This is a genomic window from Succinivibrio sp. (genome assembly GCF_045124615.1).
GTDB classification, from domain to species: domain Bacteria; phylum Pseudomonadota; class Gammaproteobacteria; order Enterobacterales; family Succinivibrionaceae; genus Succinivibrio; species Succinivibrio faecicola.
In genome coordinates this window covers 1-21,527 of the sequence record NZ_JBGVMC010000326.1, presented here as the reverse complement: position 1 = coordinate 21,527, position 21,527 = coordinate 1, and the positions used below count along the sequence as shown (strand labels likewise).

The window sequence follows — 21,527 nt, the reverse complement described above, 5'->3', positions numbered from 1 at the left end:
ATATGTATGCTTACCGAAGAAATCCTTTGAAAAGTCTGCATTGCCCTTGTCATCTTTAGGTACATTGTTCAGATCAAAGTTTGTAACAGTGAACATTTCGCCTGCACCTTCGCAGTCAGAGCCTGTGATAAGTGGAGTTGCAACCCACATAAAACCGTTCTGCTGGAAGAAAGAATGGATAGCATATGCAAGAGTGTTACGGATACGCATAACAGCACCCATAAGATTTGTACGTGGTCTTAAGTGTGCATATTCACGCAGATATTCAACTGAGTGACGCTTTGCAGACATAGGATATGTATCAGGATCTTCAACAAAGCCTGTAACAACAATCTTCTTTGCTACAACCTCAACGCTCTGGCCCTGGCCTTGTGATTCTTGAACAATACCGTCAACTACAACACCACATGATGTTGTAAGTTTTAAAACGTCTGATTCATAGTTTTCAAGAGTGTTGTTTGCGATAACCTGAACGCTGTCAAAACCTGAACCGTCATTTACAGCTAAAAATGAGAAACCTGCCTTTGAATCACGTCTTGTACGGATCCAGCCTGCAAGAGTTACTTCCTGTCCTACCAAAGCTTTTCCTGATAGGATCTCTTTTGTACTTAAAAGACTCATAATGTCTATATTCCCGATTACTTATTTGTTTTCAAACTGTTTAGATATTCTGTATTAAGATGACCTGCTCTTGTCTTTACAAGGAACTGACCCTTAGGTCTTTTAGTATCCTTGTTTACAAGTAAAGCTGGGAGTTTTTTTGTTTTGTTGTCATCTAAAAATCTTTTTAATTCATGTGCTACAGACTCGCCTGCAAATCTGCTTTCAATTGGCAGTGTGGTACCATCAGGCATGTTAAGCTGACCTTCAATGATGGTAATGCCATGTGTAGGAATAATGTTCTCAACTGTAGCAGTTGTATGAACACCTGTATTCTGAGCAATTCTGGTATTTGCAAAAATATAGAAGGATTTACCTGCCATTACTGCAAACAGGAGAACAAAGAAATACTGTAAAATCGCATTTCCGCCAGCTTGTGTTACCTTAAAGGCAAGATAGATACCAATAACAGTAACAAATGCATAGATAACACCGAAAATGAGCTGTACTACAGCTATTCTTGGTTCAAATGAATTTCTTCTGTATTCTGAATTAGTTAGCTGAGGCATGAATTACTCCTTCAAATTCTGCGCTCTGATTGAATTTGCTGTCAGGATCATCAAGATCCTCATCAACAATCAGGCTTACAATTGCTTTTGCCTTTATCTGAAGCATAGGTGTCTTTTTCAGACTGTTTTTTGCAACAGATGATAGTTTGTTTGCATCGATAAACAGATCAAAACGGTTGTTCACTCTGTTTGGTAATAGTTTCTTTTTATTGTCTGTATATAAGGCAGCTTCCTTACCGTTTACAAAAATCTGAATCTTAATCTGTTCTAAAGGCATTGGCTCAAAGGAGCTGTGGTGCACGTTAAAGCATATTTTAAAGCCTTCAGTATTGTTGATATTTGCAAAAGACAGATCCTCAATACGGATATCCATTTTTCTTGCACCCTCAGGAACTGAGCTGCAGGCATTTATGTTAATTGCAAAAAAGAACAGTAAAAAAAGCTTAAATAACAGTTTCATAGTAATCTTGTAAAAGTAGGAAAATAATTTTTAATATTATAACGCAACTTTGGCGCAGAACAAATGATACGTTACAAAAGGTACGCTTTTTTACTAAATGAAATGAAAATAAAAGTGAAAATATGTATGTGTCAAAGAAAAATAATGAATCGAAAATGAAAAGAACTGATCAGAACAGAAAAGAAAAAAAAGTAAAAAAAATGCTTCGCAAGAGCGAAGCATAACCTAGGAAAAAATCATTACGAATTAAGCTTTAGCTAGAATTCATAAATATCATACAAAATTATAATACAAAAAAAAGTGCAGTTGATCGAAAAAACAGAGTTTGTGCATCAAGTATTTAGTTAGTGCATATGATAATTATTACTGATAAAAGGTAAAAAATTGCCTAAAAATCAAAAAGTTCTCAAGTAAAAATTCATTTGACCGATAAGAGTATATAAACAATAAAAATATAATAATAATCTATCGGAGAGAACTTGGTATGGCGCTGTATCTGACTAACATATCGTTGATGCATGCGAATAGAACTATGTCAAATGTGACATCACAGCTTGACACAGTATACAAGCGTCTGTCCTCAGGTTTTCGAATCAATTCAGCAAAAGATGATCCAGCAGGCTTTCAGATAGCCAACAGACTTACCTCTCAGATAAACGGTTACAAGCAGGGCAGCAGAAATGCTAATGACGGTCTTGCGCTTGCTCAGTGCATGGAAGGCGCTTTAGACGAAAGCGTCAATATGCTTCAGAGAATAAGAGTTCTTGCTCTTCAGGCTGCAAACGGTACATATGTAACCTTTGAAAGATTGACTATGGATGAAGAGGTAAAGCAGCTTTGCCTTGAGATTACAAGAATTGCAAAAAAGACCACATATGCCGGCTCTCCTATTCTTGATAGAAATGACATCGGCCTTTTCAATGCAAATGGAAACATTGATATTCAGGTTTCAGGTCAGGCAGGAGATGTTATTTCAATTCCTGGTACAGAAAACGGATTCTCATTATCTGGTTTATGTACAGCTTTAAATTTAAGCTCAGCAAGTTTCGTGAAGAAGGATGCTAATGGACAAGTATCTTTTTCCTTAACATCTGCACAAAATGCTCAGGATCTGCTAAAGGATATTGATAAATATATAGGCAATATTGATTCATACAGAGGCAAGCTTGGTGGTATTCAGAACAGATTTGAAAGTGTCATAAGACTAAATGGTGTTATGGAGGAAAATCTATCAGATGCAAGATCAAGAATACGCGATACAGACTATGCTGAAGAGGCAGCAAATCTTGCAAGGCTTACCGTTCAGCAGCAGGTATGCGCATCCTTAATGCCAAGAATTATGCAGAGTAAGTCAATAATTCTATCTTTACTGCAAGGATAAATTCTTTGGTGTTACAATATCCAAAATCAAAGGATATTGTATGAAAGGATTATTTGTTACAGGTACCGGTACAGATATCGGTAAAACCCATGTCAGTGCGGCGATTGCCCGCTATCTTAGAAAAAAAGATCTCAATCTTGCCTACTACAAGGCAGCAGTCAGTGGTGCAAAAAGTGTAAAAACATCCGATGCAGGATTTGTTCATGAAAGTGCAGGTCTTTTGCAGAATGAAAATACACTTTTGTCATATCTTTATCAAAGACCTTTATCTCCACATCTTGCAGCAAGGCTTGAAAATCGCTTTGCATCAATGGAAAAGATAAAAGAAGCATTTAATTCATTAAAGCAAAGCTATGAGTATGTACTATCTGAAGGAGCTGGTGGAATTATTTGTCCTGTAGTTTATGAGGATAATAAAAAGATCATGTATGAGGACATCATAAAGGAGCTTAATCTTCCTTGTGTTGTAGTTGCAGATGCAGGTCTTGGCACCATCAATCATACTGTTTTAACAGTATTTTATCTAAAAGAGCATGGAATAAAGGTTCAGGGCGTTATTCTCAACAATTTTGAGCCTAGCAATATCATGCATGAGGATAATCTTGTTATGGTCGAGAAGATTACACAAAACAAAGTCATCGCAGTGGTTCACAAAAATTCAATGGAACTTAATATGCGATATAAGAATATGGAAGATTACTTTGATGAATGCTAATGAAATAAAACAAAGAGCTGATTTTGACAGAGCTCATATCTGGCATCCTGCTGCTCAGATGAAGGATTATGAATCATTTCCACCTATTGAGGTTGCAAAAGCAAAAGGATGTATTCTTTATACTCAGGATAATAGGGAAATCATCGATATTGTAAGTTCCTGGTGGTGTAATCTATTAGGTCACTGTAATGATAAGATTTCATCTTCTGTAAGCAAGCAGCTTTTTGAGCTTGAGCATGTGATTTTTGCAAATTTCACACATCCAAAAGCTATAGAACTTGTAGAAAAGCTCCTTAAGATCGTTCCAAAGGGAATAGAGCATTTCAATTTTGCTGATAATGGATCATCAAGTGTTGAAATGGCTCTTAAAATTGCTTTTCAGTATCAGCATCAGATAGGGCAGACAAAAAGAGTTCGCTTTGCATGTCTTGATGAGGACTATCATGGTGAAACCATAGGAGCTCTCTCTGTAGGTGCAATGGATCTTTATTCAAAGATTTACAAGCCTATGATGATGGATAATATTCATATTCCTGTTCCTGACATGTACAGAAATACTGATGTTGAATCTACTCTTCTACAAGCAAGAAAACTCTTTGAAAAACACGGTCATGAGCTATGCGCTCTTATAGTTGAGCCAATTTTACAGGGTGCTGCTGGTATGCGCATTTACCCAAAAGAGTATCTAAAGGGGCTTTATGATCTGTGTAAAGAATATGGCGTTCTTTTTATAGCAGACGAGATAGCAACAGGCTTTTTTAGAACAGGAAAAATGTTTGCCTGCGATCATGCTGGTATCACACCAGATATCATGTGTCTGTCAAAGGCAATTACTGGCGGTTATATGCCTATGTCTGTTGTATGTACAACACATGAGGTATATAAGGCATTCTATGCTGACTACAGTCAAATGAAGGCTTTTGTTCATTCTCACACCTATGCAGGTAATCCTTTAGCCTGTGCTGCAGCAAATACTGTTTTAGATATTCTAAATGAAGGTAGTGTAGTAACTCAGGCTTCAGAAAATGCAAAATGGCTGTCAGACGAGTTTAAAAAAAGATTTGCAAGTCATGAGAATATCGGGCAACACAGACACATAGGTCTTATCAATGCTATTGAAATAGTTAAGGATAGAGACACAAAAGAATCATTTGATTCAAAGCTTCGTTTAGGTTACAGAATCTATCAGGATGCTATGAAAAATGGCTTACTTTTAAGACCTATTGGAGATATTCTATATTTTAATCCTCCTTTGAATATTGATAGAGATACTTTAACAAAGGCTCTTGATATAGCACAGGAAGTTATCTTTTTTAACATTGAAAAGATAAAATAATTCATTCTTTTAAAATGGCTTAAATAAGCAAAAAGAGAGTGCATTTTTCTGTTTTGTAAATATTTTTTTACAAATTGCACTTGCAAGAGACAAAACAAACTACTATAATGCACTCACTTTCTGAATGGATGCTTAGCTCAGTCTGGTTAGAGCATCTGCCTTACAAGCAGAGGGTCATAGGTTCGAGTCCTATAGCATCCACCATTTAGAAGCAGAAAAATTTGAAATTTGGATGCTTAGCTCAGTCTGGTTAGAGCATCTGCCTTACAAGCAGAGGGTCATAGGTTCGAGTCCTATAGCATCCACCACGAAGCAACCGATGGTTGCTTTTTTTATGCCCACATTTTTTCTAATCTATTATTGTCTGACATTTTCTTTGTGCCATAAAAAGCCTATCTACCATGAAAAATCAAAGTGGTTTTCAGCTCCTTTCGTTAATCAAAGTGTTTCATTTATATTTTTTTTGTCTCCTCAAAATATTGATAAAAAATGCACAATAAATGTGCGTTAAATTTTGCAAGATAAAAATTATTATGTTGCGTTTTCTGAAAAACAAAGTATTAGAAATCTTTATATTTCAATAAGTTAATAAATACATTTATTTTAAAATACCATCAAAACGCATAAAAAGCCCTGTTTTGTACCATTATCGTGATTGACTATGTAATTTTATTGCTAATAATAGCCTTAAAAATATTATTACCTTGAAAGAATATATCAGGAGATATCATGACAGGCAGTTTGTTATTCTGTATATGTCTTGCCTACTTTGTAGTGGCATATTTCTTATACGGTGGCTTTTTATCAAGACTTTTTAGTATTGATCCAAAAAATCCAACCCCTTCAGAAACTCAGTTTGACGGCGTAGATTATGTTCCTACATCTAAGGCTGTGCTTTTCGGTCATCACTTTGCATCAATTGCAGGTCCTGGTCCTATTGTTGGTCCAATCATGGCAGCATATTTTGGCTGGCTCCCAGCTTTAATCTGGATCCTCGTAGGTTGCGTGTTTGTCGGTGCTTTCCATGATTTTGCAGCTCTTGTAATCTCCATAAGAAACAAAGGTCGCTCTGTTTCATATGTTATGGAAAAGATGCTTGGTATTACTGGCAGACAGCTGTTCTTATCATTCTGCTTCTTATGTCTTTTACTTGTTGTTGCTATTTTCACTCTTCTTATTGCAGGACTCTTTGCAAAATTCCCAGAGGTTGCAACATCATCAATTATCTTTATTCTGTTAGCTCCATTATTCGCTCTTGTGACAGGTAAATGTTCAGTTTCTCTGTTCAAGGCTTCATTTGTATTTGTTCCTCTGGTATTTGTCGGTGTATACGTAGGTCAGTATTATCCATTCAACATTCAGAGCGCATTCAATCTTGAAGCTCAGTCTGTATCATCAGTCTGGATTGGTATCTTGGCTGTTTATATTTTTGTAGCATCAGTAATGCCAGTTCAGTATCTGTTACAGCCTCGTGACTATTTAAATTCATGGCTTCTTTATGCAATGCTTGCTTTAGGTGTAATTTCAATTATTGCCTATAATCCACAGATCAAGATGAATTCTTTTGAAGGATTTGTATCTGTAACAGGCTCTGGCAAACCAACTGCACTCGTTCCTGCTTTATTCATCTTCATTGCATGTGGTGCATGTTCAGGTTTCCATGCTCTTGTAGCATCTGGTACAACATCAAAACAGCTGAAGAATGAAAAGGACGCACTTCCAATTGGCTATGGCGCAATGCTTATTGAAGGTGTTGTAGGTATTATGGCTTTAGTTGCTGTTATGGCAATGGATAAGGAAGTATTCACTGAGCTTGGAAAGAACCCACCTGCAGCATTTGCAACAGGTATCTCTTCATTCTGTGAGGCATTAAATCTTGATGTTGGATATGCAAAGACCTTTATCTCTCTTGCAATTTCTGCATTCATGATGACATCTTTAGATACAGCAACAAGACTTGGCCGTTTCATCTGCCAGGAGCTGTTTATGCCAAGACAGACATCTGACGAGAAATATTCTTTACAAAAACCTGTAAAGGTTAATATCGTAAGAGAGCTGTTTATCAATAAGTACATTGCATCATTTGTTATTGTTGTACTTTCAATGGCACTTGCTCTTTCAGGTGAAGCTGCATCATTATGGCCTATTTTTGGTGCATCAAATCAGCTTATGTCTGCTATCACTCTGTTAATCATCAGCTTATGGTTACTTTCAAAAAATACCCACTGGCTGGTTGCATTCATTCCTATGATATTTATGATGATCATGAGTCTGTGGGGCGTTCTGCAGGTTATAAATCAGCAATGGAATGCTAATATGACTCTTGTAATTGTAGGTATTATTCTTGTTGTTATGTCAGCTCTTCTTGTAGCTTTAGGTGTAAGTGTTATTGCACACCACATTAAAGAAGCTAAGAAAGCATAAACATCAGATATTATGAAATGATGCGGTCAGGTTTGGCCGCATTTTTTTTAACTGGATTTTGCGTTTTTCATTTTCTCCTTTCTTTGCTAGAATCTGTATAAACAGTTGAAGATATAAAAAATGAAAAGACGCAAAAACAATAAATTCTCAAAAGAGCAGTTTGAAAATCTAATAAATTTACTGCATGAAACTGAATTATCATTTTCTGGTATACAGGAAAATTCTAATGAAAAAACCATAACCGAGGATGAGCTTTTAGAAAAAATCTCAAGCTCAAGTGCTTTGCCAAAAGGTACACTTTTCGATGCAAAATGCGCTCAGCATCTTTTCTATCATTTCGTTAATGCTGTAAATTTCAATTCAAAGTCTTCTTATAACCTTATTTGCAAGTATGTAAGACAAAAAAGAAAGCAGTTTTTGCGTACTCATCTTCCATCAGCAATATCCTTAGAGAAAAAAAATCTAGATGAAGATTACTTTAATGATCTGATTTCGGATATAGACGATTACATTTCAGAGGCTGCAGACGCAACTGATGTATATTCATCCGATCTGTGCATAAGACTTATTAATCCTTCTTTGCTTCATGCAGTCGATACAGTTTGCCAAAAGGGTGATCCTAATTTTAGATATATATTTTTGCAGATGCTAAGCTCTCCTTTAGAGTCATTTACTGATAAGCATCTTTCTGTCGGCAACGGATATGATCTGAATACCTTCTTTGAACTTACAGTCTTCTATCTGAGAACTTTTAGTGTCGTTGATAAAAATGAGAATATGGACAGTGCACTCTTAAAAGAGTGTCTGCCACCGCAGTTAGCGTTCCTTATAGGTAGAGCTTATTTAAATGGAGAATATCTGCCACTTGATAAGGAGCTAGCATTCAGATGGTTTGCCTATGGAGCCTTTTTAGGTGATAGCAAATGTCTTATGGCTTTTTTGCTTCATTTTTCAAATCTTGACTGTGCTGATGAACAAAAACTTGAAAAATGTGCTCTTAAGATAAGATTCACTCTGTTTTATGCTTATCTTAATACATCATATTCAAACAAGCATCCTAATTTGTATGAGTATCCTTGCTACTATGAGCAAGAAGGTTTTAGCTCATATGAAAATTACTGTCTTGCTAGATATTTGAAATATACAGCATCAAGCTGTATGTTCTTGAAAAAGCGCTCAAGAGAAGAGCTGTACGAACTTGATTTATTTGCAAAATTCGACTCTCATATTTGTTATCTTGCAAATGAAAACAAAAAAGATAAAAATCTGTTATCTGCAATAATGCTCTTTGGTTACGCCTTTTATGAAGAGTCAATTTTTGACAGTTTTTACAAGGAGCTGTATCACTTATCTAAGCCAAGAGCAAAAACTCCAGATGAACCGCTGAAAATCTTTGCAGACCTTTTGGTAACTAATGCAAAAAAAGGCGGCTTGTTCGCACTTGACTGTCTTAATATTTTCTCTTCATTCAGCGAATTTGATCTTGAAAAGGAAGATGAGCTTTTAAAGAGAATGTCTGATGCCGGTATGACTGAAGCTTCATTTATACTTGCAACAAAACAAAAAAGCATGTCAAAAGATACAAGTGGTACTGAATTTTGGAAAAAGCCAGCAAAGGACGGCTGTGGTTTTGGCTATCTTAATCTTGCTGTAGACTACTATCTTGAAAAGAATTATGAGCAGTGTATTGTCAATGCTCAAATTGCTATATCCTATGGTGTTGTTGCAGGATTCATGCTCTTGTACTCAGCTTATAAGGAATCAAATCAGCCTTTGGCATATACCTATTTAAGACTTGCATCTGAATATGTAATTCCTGATGCATACAGAGAGCTTGCTTCAGAGAGAGATGAAGATAAGTATAATCCTCTTCCCTATATGAAAATAGTTGAGAAAATCGAGTCACTGTCAGCTGTAAGCTCAACTGCATGTGTCCTTATGATTGAGTTTTATAAAAACTCAACACTGCTTCCTGAAAACCATATAAAGATTGCTGAATATATTCAGCGATCTCTAAAGCTTGGAGTCGGATCTTCAGTTGATGAATATATGGATTTTTATACCAGATCGTTTAAGAGTGACTGGCTGTTCCCACCATCAATTCCGACTAATTTAAATTCATTTGGAGCTTTAAGGAAAATTTACAGTGTCGACAGTGAGGTAACTAACAGACAGGATCCTCATTATGAGGAAGTAAAAAAACTAAGTGAAGCTCTAATGTTCAGCTTAAGACATGGTACAACCGAACTTGAGCAGATCTGTCTTTACAATATTGTATCCTCACAGATAATGGATGTAATAGGTGTAAAGAGTGCAAAAGGTCTAAATACAATAAAGAGCAGTAGTGAATCTGTTTTAAATTCTTACTCACTTTTACTCTCACTAGGTGCAACCAAATCACTTAAAACCGGTGATAAGAATGTAATTACATTCTATACAAAGACTACGCACGCCCTATTAGATACGCTTTCACAAATGGATGAAAGAACTCTTCATTTTATTAAGGCAAAGGCACTTCACTGTATAAGAGCATATACTCTTGAGTGTGACTATGATAATTTTCTTTATGAGATAAATAAGGCTGCAAACGCAGAAGATCCTCTTTCATATCTTCTCAAACAGACTGATTTTTCTGATATTATTAAACAAAAAAATACTTCCGTTAAATCAAAGGAAGCTGATGATCAAAATACAAAAGAGGACGTAGTGATCTTAAGCGTCACTCAGTAAAATATGCAGTATCTTCTGAAAATACAGATTCAAAATACAAGAGCATGGCGTCTGTTAAGTGTGGACGGAGAGTATAATCTGTCAAAACTAATGAAAATCATATCACTTGCATTTTCATCAAATGGCTGTGCAGGAACTCTTTTTTACAAAGATAAAGAATATGTCATCGAGCATGAAGCTGCTGTTTTGGGTGATGAGTTTTCTATCTTTGATAGCTTTGATGTACAAGAACAGGATATCTTTTCATTTACTTTAAAGGATTTTGCTGGTCTGGACTTTTTGGTGACTGTACTTAAAAAGGCAGAGCATCTTGACTGTCTTTTACCGTCTTTAATTGCAGGTGTAGGTCCTGTCAATTCAGACAGCTATACATCTTATGATGCTTTAAATGATTACCTTGAGTCGGACGTAGAGCTTACTCTTGACTGTAAAGAGATCACTAAAAGGATAAGAGAGTTTAATACTCAAAAAGATAATATTAACGAAGCCATGATAAAGGCTGGCGCAAAAGAACTTAATTTCAGGATTGGATAAAATGTCATTACATATGATTGATAATGTCTCTATACCAGAGACTTTTGATTTACCAGACAGATTAACAAGAGAGCAGAAGATAAAAGACGACATGCTTTTTGATAAGGCTTTAGAGCTAATAAAGCAAAAGGATGCACTTTTAATTGCTCACTACTATACATCTGAAACAATGCAGCGTCTTTGCGAGGCTTCTGGCGGATTTATCGGTGATTCTCTTGAGATGGCAAGAAAAGGAAGAGATTCTGATAAAAAACTGATTTTAGTTGCAGGTGTGCGCTTTATGGGAGAAACTGCAAAGATCCTATCTCCTGAAAAAACAGTTATCATGCCAGATCTATTAGCAGAGTGTTCACTTGATTTATGCTGCAATGTTGAGGATTTAAAAAGAGTAAAGGCATCTGTAAAGGATGCTGTTGTAGTTGCATATGCAAATACATCTGCTGCTGTTAAGGCTCAGGCTGACTGGATTGTTACATCATCACTTGCTGTAGAGCTTGGCAAGTATCTGACACAGCAAAAAAAGACAATTTTATGGGTTCCTGATCGTCATCTTGGTTCATATATTGCCAATATGTCTGATTCTGATATTTACTGCTGGCCTGGACGCTGTATTGTGCATGATGCTTTTGAGGCCAATGCCCTTGATTTTGTAAAGAAAGACCATAAAGATGCGCTTGTTTTAGTTCATCCTGAGGCTCCTGCTAGTGTGGTTGCAAAAGCAGATTATGTAGGTTCTACTTCACAAATTCTTGCTTTTGCAAAACAATCTTCTGCAAAAGAATTTATTATTGCTACTGAGAGGAATATTTTTTATAAACTCTCACTTGCTTGCAAAGATAAGAAATTCATTGAAGCTCCAGTGGCAAGTACAAAAGGGCACTGCATAAGCTGTGCTAACTGTCCTTGGATGGAACTTAATACCCTTGAAAAACTTATTGCTGCACTCAATGATCCTAAATCTCATGAACTGTCTGTAGACGAGGACATAAGATTAGGTGCATTAAAACCTCTTGAAAGAATGCTTGATTTCTCAAGAGATCTTAAAGAAGGAAAAATAACACTTGAGTGATCGTCAAATAAGATATTCTCTTGAAATAGAGAATGGCATATACGATGAAACAAACAGTGAGTATGAGCTTATTGACTGTTCAGATAAGCTCATATGTGAGGAGCATCGTTCTGCACAGGGAGCAAAGGACAAGCTCATATCAAAAGCTCTGTCCTTTGGTGGAAACTGTGTCAAAGATGTAAAAGTAAAACCATTTGAAAGAAATTCAATTGGTTTTTCCATCCAGATGTATGAGGCCACAGGAAAAGTCTGTCTTGCAGCAAAAAAGGATGATAATGGTGAGTATTCAAGAGACGATCTTGAGAATATGCTTAGCCATTATGAAATAGACCGTTATGTGAAAAACCAGAGCAATTCAAAAAAGATGTCTTTTGTACTCAAGGTTATTGGCGTGATTCTGTTCTGTATTTTCACAATAGGCTTTTTGATGTCTAATTAGAATTTTGTAATAATACTTGAAATTCATAATGTTAGACCACATCTTCTATATATAGAACCTATACAGGAAGAAGATATCTATGGATGAGAACGAGAAATACAGTGTTGATGCACTGACAGAAGATACAATAAGAAAACTCGAGCAGAGCGGTCTTAGAATGACTATTCAGCGTCGACATATTATTGAAATTCTAACCTCAAGCAAATGTACCTCTCCAAAAGAGCTATGGTATGAGGCAAAGGAATATGTTCCTGATCTTGGAATTGCCACTGTTTATCGTCTCATCAACCGTCTTGAGCAGATTGGTGTCATATCAAAGGCCAGAAATCTTGGCATGCAGAATGTAGAGCCAAAACTTGGTACTTTAAAGGATAAAACTGGTAACATAATTAAAAAAGAAGGTTCAACTCAGGAACTTGCAGCTTTAATAAAGCAGGGCCTGATGACTAGCGGAAAAATTAAAGCTGAAGAGAATATTAAACTCTCATTAGTAGGCGATAAAATAAATATACAAATATTCTAGGATCACATAATGGAACAAATAAAGAGTGCACCATCAGTACTTGATGCAGTCCCTGAGTCTGTTCAAAAAAAGGCAGGAGAATTAGCAGAATCAGGTGAAACTTACCTTGAAGCAATTTATGTGATAAAAGAACGCAGAGAAAACGGTCTTGTAAGAGCTGTTGACGTTGCTAATGAACTTGGGTTAAGTAGACCAAGTGTTTCTCGTGGACTTAGTCTTTTAAAAGAGCGCGGATATATAAGTGTAGAGCTTGCAGGTGATATTGAGTTTACTAAGGAAGGTCGTGCACTTGCTGAAAAAATCTTTAAAAGACATCAGTATCTTACTGTATTTTTTAAACATATAGCCAATGTTCCTTCAGATATTGCAGAGTCAGATGCATGCAGGGTAGAGCATGTGATTTCTGAACATACCATGAATGGTATTATTGAATATCTAAAAAAGAACGACATCGTATAATACCTATCCATTTTCTCAAAGAAGATTTGCTCATTGCCAGAAAAATTGATTCAAATATCAATTTTGTGAATTAGATCTTTAGAGAAAAGAGCCTAATTGTATATAGTATCAATCAGTTGCATCCATATTTTTAGATATGTATGTTGAGAATAATAAAAAAAAAAGTGCGATCTTAATCGTCAATTTTATATTAACTGCTTAAGTTGTATAAAAATTCCTTCGATATTTAATTTGATCCACTTAAGTACTATACAAGACAAGGCTGCATAGGTGTGGTATGAGATTCCTAGAACGTTTTTCCATAAAACAGAAAATGATTTTTTCCTATCTGATGCTTATTTTCGCATCAATCGGATTAGGTTACATCTGTCTTTATATGTCTCTTGTAAATGGCAAGGTTGTAAGTGAAGCTCATGTTACCTTAGATGAACGTTACATAAAGGTAAAGAACACATCTGATTATTTCTTGAATCTTCATACTATTTTAGGGGAAGTTGCAGTAAGCAAGAAGACTGATGAGCAGACACTAAAAAAAGTCAAAAATCTTTCTGATAATTTAAAGTATGCTACTGACAAGTTGCAGACTGCAAGATATCCTACAGAAGTTGAAGCAATCAAGAGTTCTGTTTCAAAATACCTATCTTTATCCGAGAGTATTGTTCAAAAGAGTACATCTGGTGAAAGTGATGTTGCAAAGGACATCTACTATACAAGCATGCTGCCTCTTATTCTGACAGTGCAGACAAATATTTCAAAGATTAATACACAGCAGTTACATATTGTTAATGAGAAACTTGATGTTTTAAACAGCAACACACCATTTGTAAGTTCTATTGTGGTTATTTTATTTGAGATTATCTGTGCCTTTATAGTAGTTATACAGATGCCAAGACTGATTGTAAGCTCAATTAATGCTGCTATTAAGGTTGCAAATTCCTTAGCTTCAGGACATCTTCATAACGAAATTAAGATTAAGCGCCATGATGAGTTCCTGCCACTGCTAATGGCAATGGAAAAAATGAGAGCATCCTGGTATGAAAATGTAATTTTAATTAAGGAAGTAAGTCTGAATATTTCAAAATATATGAGCAGACTTCAGGATTCATCAACACAGATTGAGGAAACTGCAACAGAAAATCAGGATTATTCAAAGACCGTTTTTGATGCATCTGAGTTAATGGTTAATACAACTCAGGAAATTGCTCATAACTGTTCTGATGCATCTAATACATCTGATGAAACATCACAGGATACACAAAACGGTATAGCAAGAGTAAATCAGACAATTGAAAGACTGAATTTGCAGATTGAGAAGTCAAAGCATGATGCTCTACTTGTATCAAAACTATCAGAAAGAGCAATTGCAATTGGTGATATTGTAAGTGCTATTGATGATATTGCAAATCAGACAAATCTATTAGCTCTTAATGCTGCAATTGAAGCTGCTAGAGCTGGATCTGCAGGTAAGGGTTTTGCTGTGGTTGCAGATGAGGTCCGATCACTTGCTTCAAGAACAAGTAAATCGACTCAGAAGATCACTGATATGGTGACACAGGTTCAGTCAGATGCGGTGGCTGCAAACGAGGCTACTCAGGACTCTGTAAAGGAAATGGACAGCATCTCAGAACAGTCAGGTCAGCTAAATGAGATCCTTGATGGTGTTATCTCAAAGGTAGATAATGTTAACAGACAGATAACAGAGATTTCTCATGCTGCAAAACAGCAGATAAGATCAACATCGAATATCTCAATGAATATGAAATCAATCACAGAAGGATCTGATGGCCTATATAAGGAAATTAAGGCTGTTGAAAAGCAGATTAACAGAACCAATGTTGAAATCGGCAGACTTTTAAGTGTTGTTTCAAGATTCTATGTTTAATACTTTTAAAATCTTGTTTTTAATACTGCATCAGCACCTTTTTGGTGCTGATGTATTTTTAGAGCAGAGTATTTTTATATATGCAACGAACTGATTTTAATTAGCTTTTGTGATCAAGAAAATCACCTACAGTTGCATTTGTAGCACTTACAAGATCGTTTGGATTTATACCTACACTATATCCGCGTCTGCCACCTGAAACTAAAATTTCATCAAACTCTAATGCACTCTGACACAAAAGGATCTTTGTCTGTCTTTTCTGACCAAACGGACTTAAACCTCCTATAACATATCCTGTTATTCTTTGAGCATCCTGTGGACTTGCTATTTCAAGTGACTTGAGTTTTAGTAATCTTGCAGCACTTTTTAAAGAAATCATTGCATCAACAGGAGTCACTGCAGTAATGAATGTTTTTTCAAAGACAAGCACTATGGATTTGTAAACCATTTTTGGATTTAGATTTAGTGCTTTTGCCGCAAATTTGCCATAGTCGTGATCAACTGTACATTCATACTCATATTCTTTGAATTTAATTTTGTGATCCTTTAGATATTTTACGGCTGGTGTCAGCATTGCGATCCTCATTTTTCGTAAGTTTAAAATTGTATATATTTAGATGTTCATTTTATACCAAATAGCCCAAAATAGTTTCAAATCGGGCTATAATATGGCAACAATAACTATTATTAACAAAAAAAGTTTGTGCAAAAGATCTGTTATTAGTCACATTTTTAAATAAAAACAGTCTATAAAACGGGTTAATTTTAAAAATATGCTTGAACTTTGCATTGTTAAATCTATAAAATGACACCTACTGAATGACCGACATGTAGGTTGTTCAAAAACTAAGGCCTAGTGCCTTTTAACAACTAGAAATGACTATTTCTAATAACATACATAAGTGATATTTGTAAGGACATTTTTTATGAAGAAAACAATTCTGGCTTCATTAATCGGTGCTTTAACTTTAGGCGCATCAATTTCAGCAAATGCAGCCATTGAAAAGGATCAGTTAACAATTTGGGTTAACGGTGATAAGGGTTACAACGGTATTGCTAAAGTTGGTGAGAAGTTCACTGCTGATACCGGTATCAAGGTAACAGTTGCTCACCCAGATCAGGTTGAAGTTAAGTTCCAGCAGACTGCTGCAACTCAGAATGGTCCTGATATCATCATGTGGGCTCACGACCGTTTCGGCGAGTGGGCACAGGCAGGTTTAATTGCTCCTGTAACTCCATCAGAAGAGTACAAGGCAAAGTTTGCTAAGGTAGGTTGGGATGCAGTTACCGTTAACGGTAAGATCGTAGGTTACCCAGTAGCTATCGAAGCAATCAGCTTAATCTGTAACAACAAGTTTGTTAAGAAGGCTCCAGAGAACTTTGAAGATTTAGTAAAGTTAGGCGACACCTTAAAGAAAGACGGTGTTAAGCCAATCATCTGGGCTTATGCAACTCCATACTTCTCATACCCATTCTTATCAGCTCAGGGTGGCTACGCATTCAAGAAGATCGATGGCGGCTATGATGTTAAGGATACCGGTGTTGCAAATGCTGGTGCAAAGGCAGGTTTACAGTTCGTTGCTGACTTAATCAACAACGGTTATACCGATAAGGGTGCTGATTACGGTGTTATGGAAGCTCAGTTCACCAAGGGTAAGGCAGCATGTATCATCAACGGCCCATGGGGCTGGCCAAACTATGACCAGGCTAAGGTTGACTTCTCAGTTTACAAGTTACCTAAGTTAGGTGGTAAGGATTCAAAGGCTTTCGTTGGTGTTACAGCTATGGCTTTAAACTCAGCTTCACCTAACAAGGACTTAGCAGTACAGTTCTTAGAAGAGTACTTATTAACCGACGCTGGTTTAGAAGCAGTTAACAATGACAAGTCAATTGGCGTAGCAGCTTTAAACAGCTTCCAGGCTAAGTTAGACAAGGATCCACGTATTGCAGCTACTAAGGTTAACGCATCTAACGGTGACCCAATGCCTGCAGTACCTGAGATGAGCAAGTTCTGGTCATCATTCGAGACTGCTCTTAAGAACATCACTTCAGGTCGTCAGTCTGTAGATGAGGCTACCTCAGTTGCAGCTAAGCGTATCTTAAGCGAATAATAATTTCTTTAAACTAGCCCTTGTCTAGTGCAAGGGCTTCTTTTTTTTTGTTTGGCAAATTAGGAATTGGACATGGAACTGTCAGCAATGCATAATTTGAAACTTGGTCCTAAAGCTCTGCTTAAGTGGACTGTAGTTGCTTTAATTGTGTTAGTAAACCTTTATGCCGACATCTGCATGTATTCAAACGGTGATATTGCATATCCTCTTTTGGATCTTGTTCTTGTTGGTGCTGGTGTTTACATCTTCGTAAGTAAGAAAATGTATGCTCAACGCTATGCTTTCCCAAGTGTGGCAGGTATGAGTGCATTCATTATCTTCCCTCTAATCTATACTTTGTGGATTTCATTCACAAACTATTCAGGCGCTCACGTAATGACCGTAGAGTCTGCAAAAGCATTCCATATGCAGAAGACCTACAAGTCAGAAGGTGGTGACTTTGCATACAAGATCTTCGCAACTGAAGACAATATGTGCAATATTTACCTGACCCAGGGTGATGTTGCCTATTCTCTTGAGAGTGCTATTAACTTAAAAGATTCTAAGTTAACAGCAAACGCAAACCAGGGTAAGGTAACAGAGCTTAAGCTAGTTGCTGCTACACAGCAGCCAGAAGGCAAGTTACTTCCAATGAAGGATTTAATGCCTCTGCGTAACAACTTAAAGAGCCTTGTTCTTTTAGTACCTGAATCACAAATCAAGTTATCAATGAGCGGTATCCGCCAGTTCTCAGCACAGAGTGAAAAGTTTAAAGAATTAAAAGTTGGTGAGAAAGCTGATAACGGTTTTGTTGTTGATTCAAAGAACGTATTATGGGATAACGAAACTAAGCAGTTATTCATGCCAAATGGCGATACTGGTTACTATCAGTATGCTAATGAGAAGGGCGAGTTATTCGGTGAAGAGTTCTCTCCTGGCTTCAAGGTTAGCGTAGGCTTAAAGAACTATATTAAGTTCTTAAGCAACGAAAGCATTCGTATGCCATTCATCCAGATCTTCTTATGGACTGTATTCTTCTCAGGCTTTACAGTATTCATTACTCTTGCAATCGGTATGCTGCTTGCTTGTTTAGTACAGTGGGAGTTCTTACGTTTCAAGGGCATCTATCGTGTGTTCTTAATTCTTCCATACGCTGTACCATCATTCATCTCAATTCTGGTTTTCAAAGGTTTATTCAACCAGAACTTCGGTGAATTAAATGTATTCTTAAACATCGTGATGGCACCTTTATATAATCTATTCGGTGCACAGTGGACTCCTATCGAGTGGTTTACTGATCCTTGGGCAGCTCGCGCAATGATCTTAATGGTAAACGCATGGTTAGGTTATCCTTACATGATGATTCTATGTATGGGTCTTTTAAAGTCTATCCCAGACGATCTTTACGAGGCTACTGCAATTGAAGGTGCAACTCCACTGCAGAACCTAACAAAGATTACATTACCATTACTAATCAGACCTTTAGCTCCATTGTTAATTGCATCATTCGCATTTAACTTCAATAACTTCGTTCTGATTCAGTTATTAACTGGTGGTGGTCCTGACATTATCGAGGCTACCGAGGCTCCTGCTGGTTACACCGATCTCTTAGTAAGCTTTACATATCGTATCGCTTTCGAGGGTGGTAAGGGTAATGACTACGGTCTAGCTGCAGCTGTTGCTACTATGATCTTCGTTATGGTTGGTCTATTAAGCTTGTTACAGTTACGCTTAACCAAGAACAGCCAGGCACAGCGTTAGGAGATAGAAAATGGCAATTGTACAACCAAAATCATTAAAGTATAGAAAGGCTGCTGCACATACATTTATTTTAGCCTTCTTATGCACAATTATGTTTCCTCTGCTAATGATTGTAGCTATTTCATTCCGTCAGGGTAACTTCTCTGTGGGTGACATTATTCCTTCAGCTGCTACATCTACATTAGATCACTGGAGACTTGCTTTAGGTTTCAATGTTCGTCAGTTAAACCGTGTTACCGGTGCAACAATTGACTATGTTGAGACTGATGATGGTAAATATCAGATCCTTGTTAGATCTGATGATGATTCAAGCTTCAGAAATTATGTAACTGAGCCATTCTCTATTAGCGACGTTAAGGCAAAGGCATCAGCAGATGTTCCTTACGTTGTTAACTGCTATACTCAGACTTCTGATGCTGAGTCAGCTCAGTTTGCTGATGCTGCAACTGCTAAAGAGCATAATGCTGTTTTAGAGTCAGTATTAGCTATGAAGCTTGGTGAAGGTTCTGATGCAGTTCAGTACTTCATCGATAAGAACGACAAGGAAGGCACCTCATATGGTATCTATAAGGAGAAGATTATTCCTCCTCCATTCCCAGTATTACTGTGGTTATGGAACTCAATTAAGGTTGCTTTCATTACTGCATTCTTGATTATCTGCTTATCAACAACTTCTGCTTATGCTTTCGCTCGTATGAAGTTCAAGGGTAAGACTGTAATCTTAAACGGTATGCTGATTTTCCAGATGTTCCCTGCTGTGCTTGCTTTAGTTGCTATCTACGCACTCTTTGACAAGATTGGCGAGTACATTCCATGGTTAGGTCTGAACACTCACGGTGGTCTGATCCTTTCATATATGGGTGGTATTGCACTGCACATTTGGACTATCAAGGGTTACTTTGAAACAATCGATGCTTCACTAGAAGAAGCAGCTGCTATTGATGGTGCAACTCCATGGCAGGCATTCAGATTAATTCTGTTACCACTGTCAGTACCTATCTTAGCTGTTGTGTTCATTCTTGCATTCATCAGCACCATTACTGAAGTTCCTGTAGCATCAGTTCTGTTACTTGACATGAATGAGTTAACCTTAGCTGTAGGTTCACAGCAGTACCTGTATCCACAGAACTATCTGTGGGGTGACTTCGCAGCTGCAGCTGTGCTGTCAGGTCTTCCAATTACCATCGTATTCTTACTGGCTCAGCGCTGGTTAGTAGGCGGTTTAACTGCTGGTGGTGTTAAGGGCTAATAAGTAGATTTATTTGAAAGAATTTTAAGAGTGTAAATAAAATGGCAGAAGTTTTATTAAGTAAAGTTAGAAAAAACTATAACCCAGCTATCCTTAAGGATACATTACGTAACATTAACTTAGATATTAAAGATGGTGACTTCATCGTTTTCGTTGGTCCATCAGGCTGCGGTAAGTCAACTCTTTTACGTATGATCGCAGGTTTAGAGGATATTACCGATGGTGATTTACTTATCGACGGTAAGAGAGTAAATGATGTTCCTCCTTCAGAGCGTAACATCGGTATGGTGTTCCAGTCATATGCTCTTTATCCACACATGACCGTATTTGATAACATGGCTTTCGGTCTAAAGTTAAAGCACATGGACAAAAAAGAGATCCTAAGAAGAGTAGTTCAGGCTGCTGATGTTTTAGGTCTTGAGGCTTTCTTAGAGCGTAAACCAAAGGCTTTATCAGGTGGTCAGAGACAGCGTGTTGCTATCGGTCGTTGTATCGTTCAGAATCCATCAGTATTCTTATTCGATGAGCCTTTATCAAACCTTGATGCTGCTTTACGTGTTAAGATGCGTCTTGAGATTGCAAAGTTACATCAGGAATTAAATGCTACCATCATTTACGTTACCCACGATCAGGTTGAAGCTATGACTTTAGCTGACAAGATCTGCGTATTAAGCCCATTACGTCCAAGTGCAGAGTCTAATCTTGAGCAGTTCGGTTCACCACTTGAGTTATACAACCACCCAGTTAACTTATTCGTAGCTGGCTTCATCGGTTCACCAAAGATGAACTTCTTAAAGGGTGAAATCGTAAGTATCAGCGAGGAGAAGTGTACTGTTAAGTTAATCACTGGTGAAAAGGTTACCGCTTGCGTAAATGCAACTCGTGGTAAGGTTGGTGACAGCATTGTTCTTGGTGTTCGTCCAGAGCACTTATTAACCAAGAATATTGATGCAGCTGACGGTGGTAAGGTAACCGCTAAAGTTATCGTTACTGAGAACCTTGGTGCTGAATTCTATGTTTACATGGATTCTGGTGCATCAGAGGTTGGCAGTGACTTCACAGTTAAGTCTGATTCAGAGCTTGAAGTAGTTGCAGGCGATGAGTTCAGCGTAGGAATTCCTGCAGCAGCATGTTACTTATTTGATGCTGAAGGTATCGCATTCCCTCGTACACAGGTGTACAAGAGAAGCTGATGACAGCAGTCTAATCTGTCTATTTGCCAAGTTGGGAGCCGAAAGGCTCCCATTTTTGTATGTATTAAATAAAGTCTCTTTTTTTAGTAAACAAGTCTAGATCATATTATTTT

The 21,527-nt window shown here is 37.1% G+C and carries 19 protein-coding genes and 2 tRNA genes; 17 read left to right on the top strand and 4 right to left on the bottom strand.

The window, feature by feature from the left end; translation table 11 throughout:
• The 3 genes from ACJML3_RS08735 to ACJML3_RS08725 form a co-directional block, all read right to left on the bottom strand.
• A partial coding sequence (locus tag ACJML3_RS08735) for an OB-fold nucleic acid binding domain-containing protein (RefSeq protein WP_406022422.1) occupies positions 1–621 on the bottom strand: 621 nt, incomplete at its 3' end.
• Between the two features lie 17 nt (positions 622–638).
• On the bottom strand, positions 639–1,169 hold the full coding sequence (locus tag ACJML3_RS08730) for a hypothetical protein (RefSeq protein WP_406022420.1): 531 nt from the start codon (positions 1,167–1,169) through the stop codon (positions 639–641).
• Positions 1,153–1,629 carry a hypothetical protein gene (locus tag ACJML3_RS08725; protein ID WP_406022418.1) on the bottom strand — a complete coding sequence of 159 codons (477 nt, stop codon included), beginning with the start codon at positions 1,627–1,629 and terminating at the stop codon, positions 1,153–1,155. The genes ACJML3_RS08730 and ACJML3_RS08725 overlap by 17 nt, the downstream gene beginning before the upstream one ends.
• A gap of 484 nt (positions 1,630–2,113) precedes the next feature.
• Here ACJML3_RS08725 and ACJML3_RS08720 point away from each other — a divergent pair, with 484 nt between their 5' ends.
• The 13 genes from ACJML3_RS08720 to ACJML3_RS08660 all read left to right on the top strand — a co-directional run bounded on the left by ACJML3_RS08720 (position 2,114) and on the right by ACJML3_RS08660 (position 15,121).
• Positions 2,114–3,010: a flagellin gene (locus ACJML3_RS08720; protein ID WP_406022416.1), complete on the top strand. Its 897-nt coding sequence runs from the start codon at positions 2,114–2,116 to the stop codon at positions 3,008–3,010.
• Positions 3,011–3,050: 40 nt separating this feature from the next.
• Complete coding sequence (gene bioD / locus ACJML3_RS08715) at positions 3,051–3,725, top strand: dethiobiotin synthase (RefSeq protein ID WP_406022414.1); 675 nt, start codon at positions 3,051–3,053, stop codon at positions 3,723–3,725.
• Positions 3,715–5,061, top strand: coding sequence for an adenosylmethionine--8-amino-7-oxononanoate transaminase (gene bioA, locus ACJML3_RS08710; RefSeq protein ID WP_406022412.1), 1,347 nt, complete (start codon positions 3,715–3,717; stop codon positions 5,059–5,061). The genes bioD and bioA overlap by 11 nt, the downstream gene beginning before the upstream one ends.
• Before the next feature lie 126 nt (positions 5,062–5,187).
• A tRNA-Val gene (locus tag ACJML3_RS08705) sits at positions 5,188–5,265 on the top strand.
• 26 nt (positions 5,266–5,291) lie between these two features.
• Positions 5,292–5,369: transfer RNA gene (locus ACJML3_RS08700), tRNA-Val, on the top strand.
• A 421-nt stretch (positions 5,370–5,790) separates the two neighbouring features.
• Positions 5,791–7,485 carry a carbon starvation protein A gene (locus ACJML3_RS08695; RefSeq protein ID WP_406022410.1) on the top strand — a complete coding sequence of 565 codons (1,695 nt, stop codon included), beginning with the start codon at positions 5,791–5,793 and terminating at the stop codon, positions 7,483–7,485.
• 120 nt (positions 7,486–7,605) lie between these two features.
• A complete protein-coding gene (locus ACJML3_RS08690) occupies positions 7,606–10,215 on the top strand; it encodes a hypothetical protein (RefSeq protein WP_406022408.1) in 2,610 nt (869 codons plus the stop codon).
• Between the two features lie 3 nt (positions 10,216–10,218).
• Complete coding sequence (locus tag ACJML3_RS08685) at positions 10,219–10,749, top strand: hypothetical protein (RefSeq protein WP_406022406.1); 531 nt, start codon at positions 10,219–10,221, stop codon at positions 10,747–10,749.
• 1 nt (position 10,750) lies between these two features.
• Positions 10,751–11,818 (top strand): quinolinate synthase, encoded by a 1,068-nt coding sequence (nadA, locus tag ACJML3_RS08680; protein ID WP_406022404.1) that lies wholly within the window; start codon positions 10,751–10,753, stop codon positions 11,816–11,818.
• Positions 11,811–12,257 (top strand): hypothetical protein, encoded by a 447-nt coding sequence (locus ACJML3_RS08675; RefSeq protein WP_406022402.1) that lies wholly within the window; start codon positions 11,811–11,813, stop codon positions 12,255–12,257. The genes nadA and ACJML3_RS08675 overlap by 8 nt, the downstream gene beginning before the upstream one ends.
• Before the next feature lie 79 nt (positions 12,258–12,336).
• Positions 12,337–12,780 (top strand): transcriptional repressor, encoded by a 444-nt coding sequence (locus tag ACJML3_RS08670; protein ID WP_406022400.1) that lies wholly within the window; start codon positions 12,337–12,339, stop codon positions 12,778–12,780.
• 9 nt (positions 12,781–12,789) lie between these two features.
• A complete protein-coding gene (locus tag ACJML3_RS08665) occupies positions 12,790–13,239 on the top strand; it encodes a metal-dependent transcriptional regulator (RefSeq protein ID WP_406022398.1) in 450 nt (149 codons plus the stop codon).
• A gap of 277 nt (positions 13,240–13,516) precedes the next feature.
• Positions 13,517–15,121 (top strand): methyl-accepting chemotaxis protein, encoded by a 1,605-nt coding sequence (locus ACJML3_RS08660; RefSeq protein WP_406022396.1) that lies wholly within the window; start codon positions 13,517–13,519, stop codon positions 15,119–15,121.
• 100 nt (positions 15,122–15,221) lie between these two features.
• Here ACJML3_RS08660 and ACJML3_RS08655 read toward each other — a convergent pair whose 3' ends face one another.
• Positions 15,222–15,695 carry an aminoacyl-tRNA deacylase gene (locus ACJML3_RS08655; protein WP_406022394.1) on the bottom strand — a complete coding sequence of 158 codons (474 nt, stop codon included), beginning with the start codon at positions 15,693–15,695 and terminating at the stop codon, positions 15,222–15,224.
• Positions 15,696–16,047: 352 nt separating this feature from the next.
• Between ACJML3_RS08655 and malE the strand changes: the two genes are divergently transcribed.
• The 4 genes from malE to ACJML3_RS08635 all read left to right on the top strand — a co-directional run bounded on the left by malE (position 16,048) and on the right by ACJML3_RS08635 (position 21,414).
• Positions 16,048–17,232, top strand: coding sequence for a maltose/maltodextrin ABC transporter substrate-binding protein MalE (gene malE, locus ACJML3_RS08650; protein ID WP_406022392.1), 1,185 nt, complete (start codon positions 16,048–16,050; stop codon positions 17,230–17,232).
• Positions 17,233–17,304: 72 nt separating this feature from the next.
• Positions 17,305–18,972 (top strand): maltose ABC transporter permease MalF, encoded by a 1,668-nt coding sequence (gene malF / locus ACJML3_RS08645; protein ID WP_406022390.1) that lies wholly within the window; start codon positions 17,305–17,307, stop codon positions 18,970–18,972.
• Positions 18,973–18,982: 10 nt separating this feature from the next.
• Positions 18,983–20,221 carry a maltose ABC transporter permease MalG gene (gene malG / locus ACJML3_RS08640; RefSeq protein ID WP_406022388.1) on the top strand — a complete coding sequence of 413 codons (1,239 nt, stop codon included), beginning with the start codon at positions 18,983–18,985 and terminating at the stop codon, positions 20,219–20,221.
• Positions 20,222–20,262: 41 nt separating this feature from the next.
• A complete protein-coding gene (locus tag ACJML3_RS08635; protein WP_406022386.1) occupies positions 20,263–21,414 on the top strand; it encodes an ABC transporter ATP-binding protein in 1,152 nt (383 codons plus the stop codon).
• Positions 21,415–21,527: the final 113 nt, after the last annotated feature.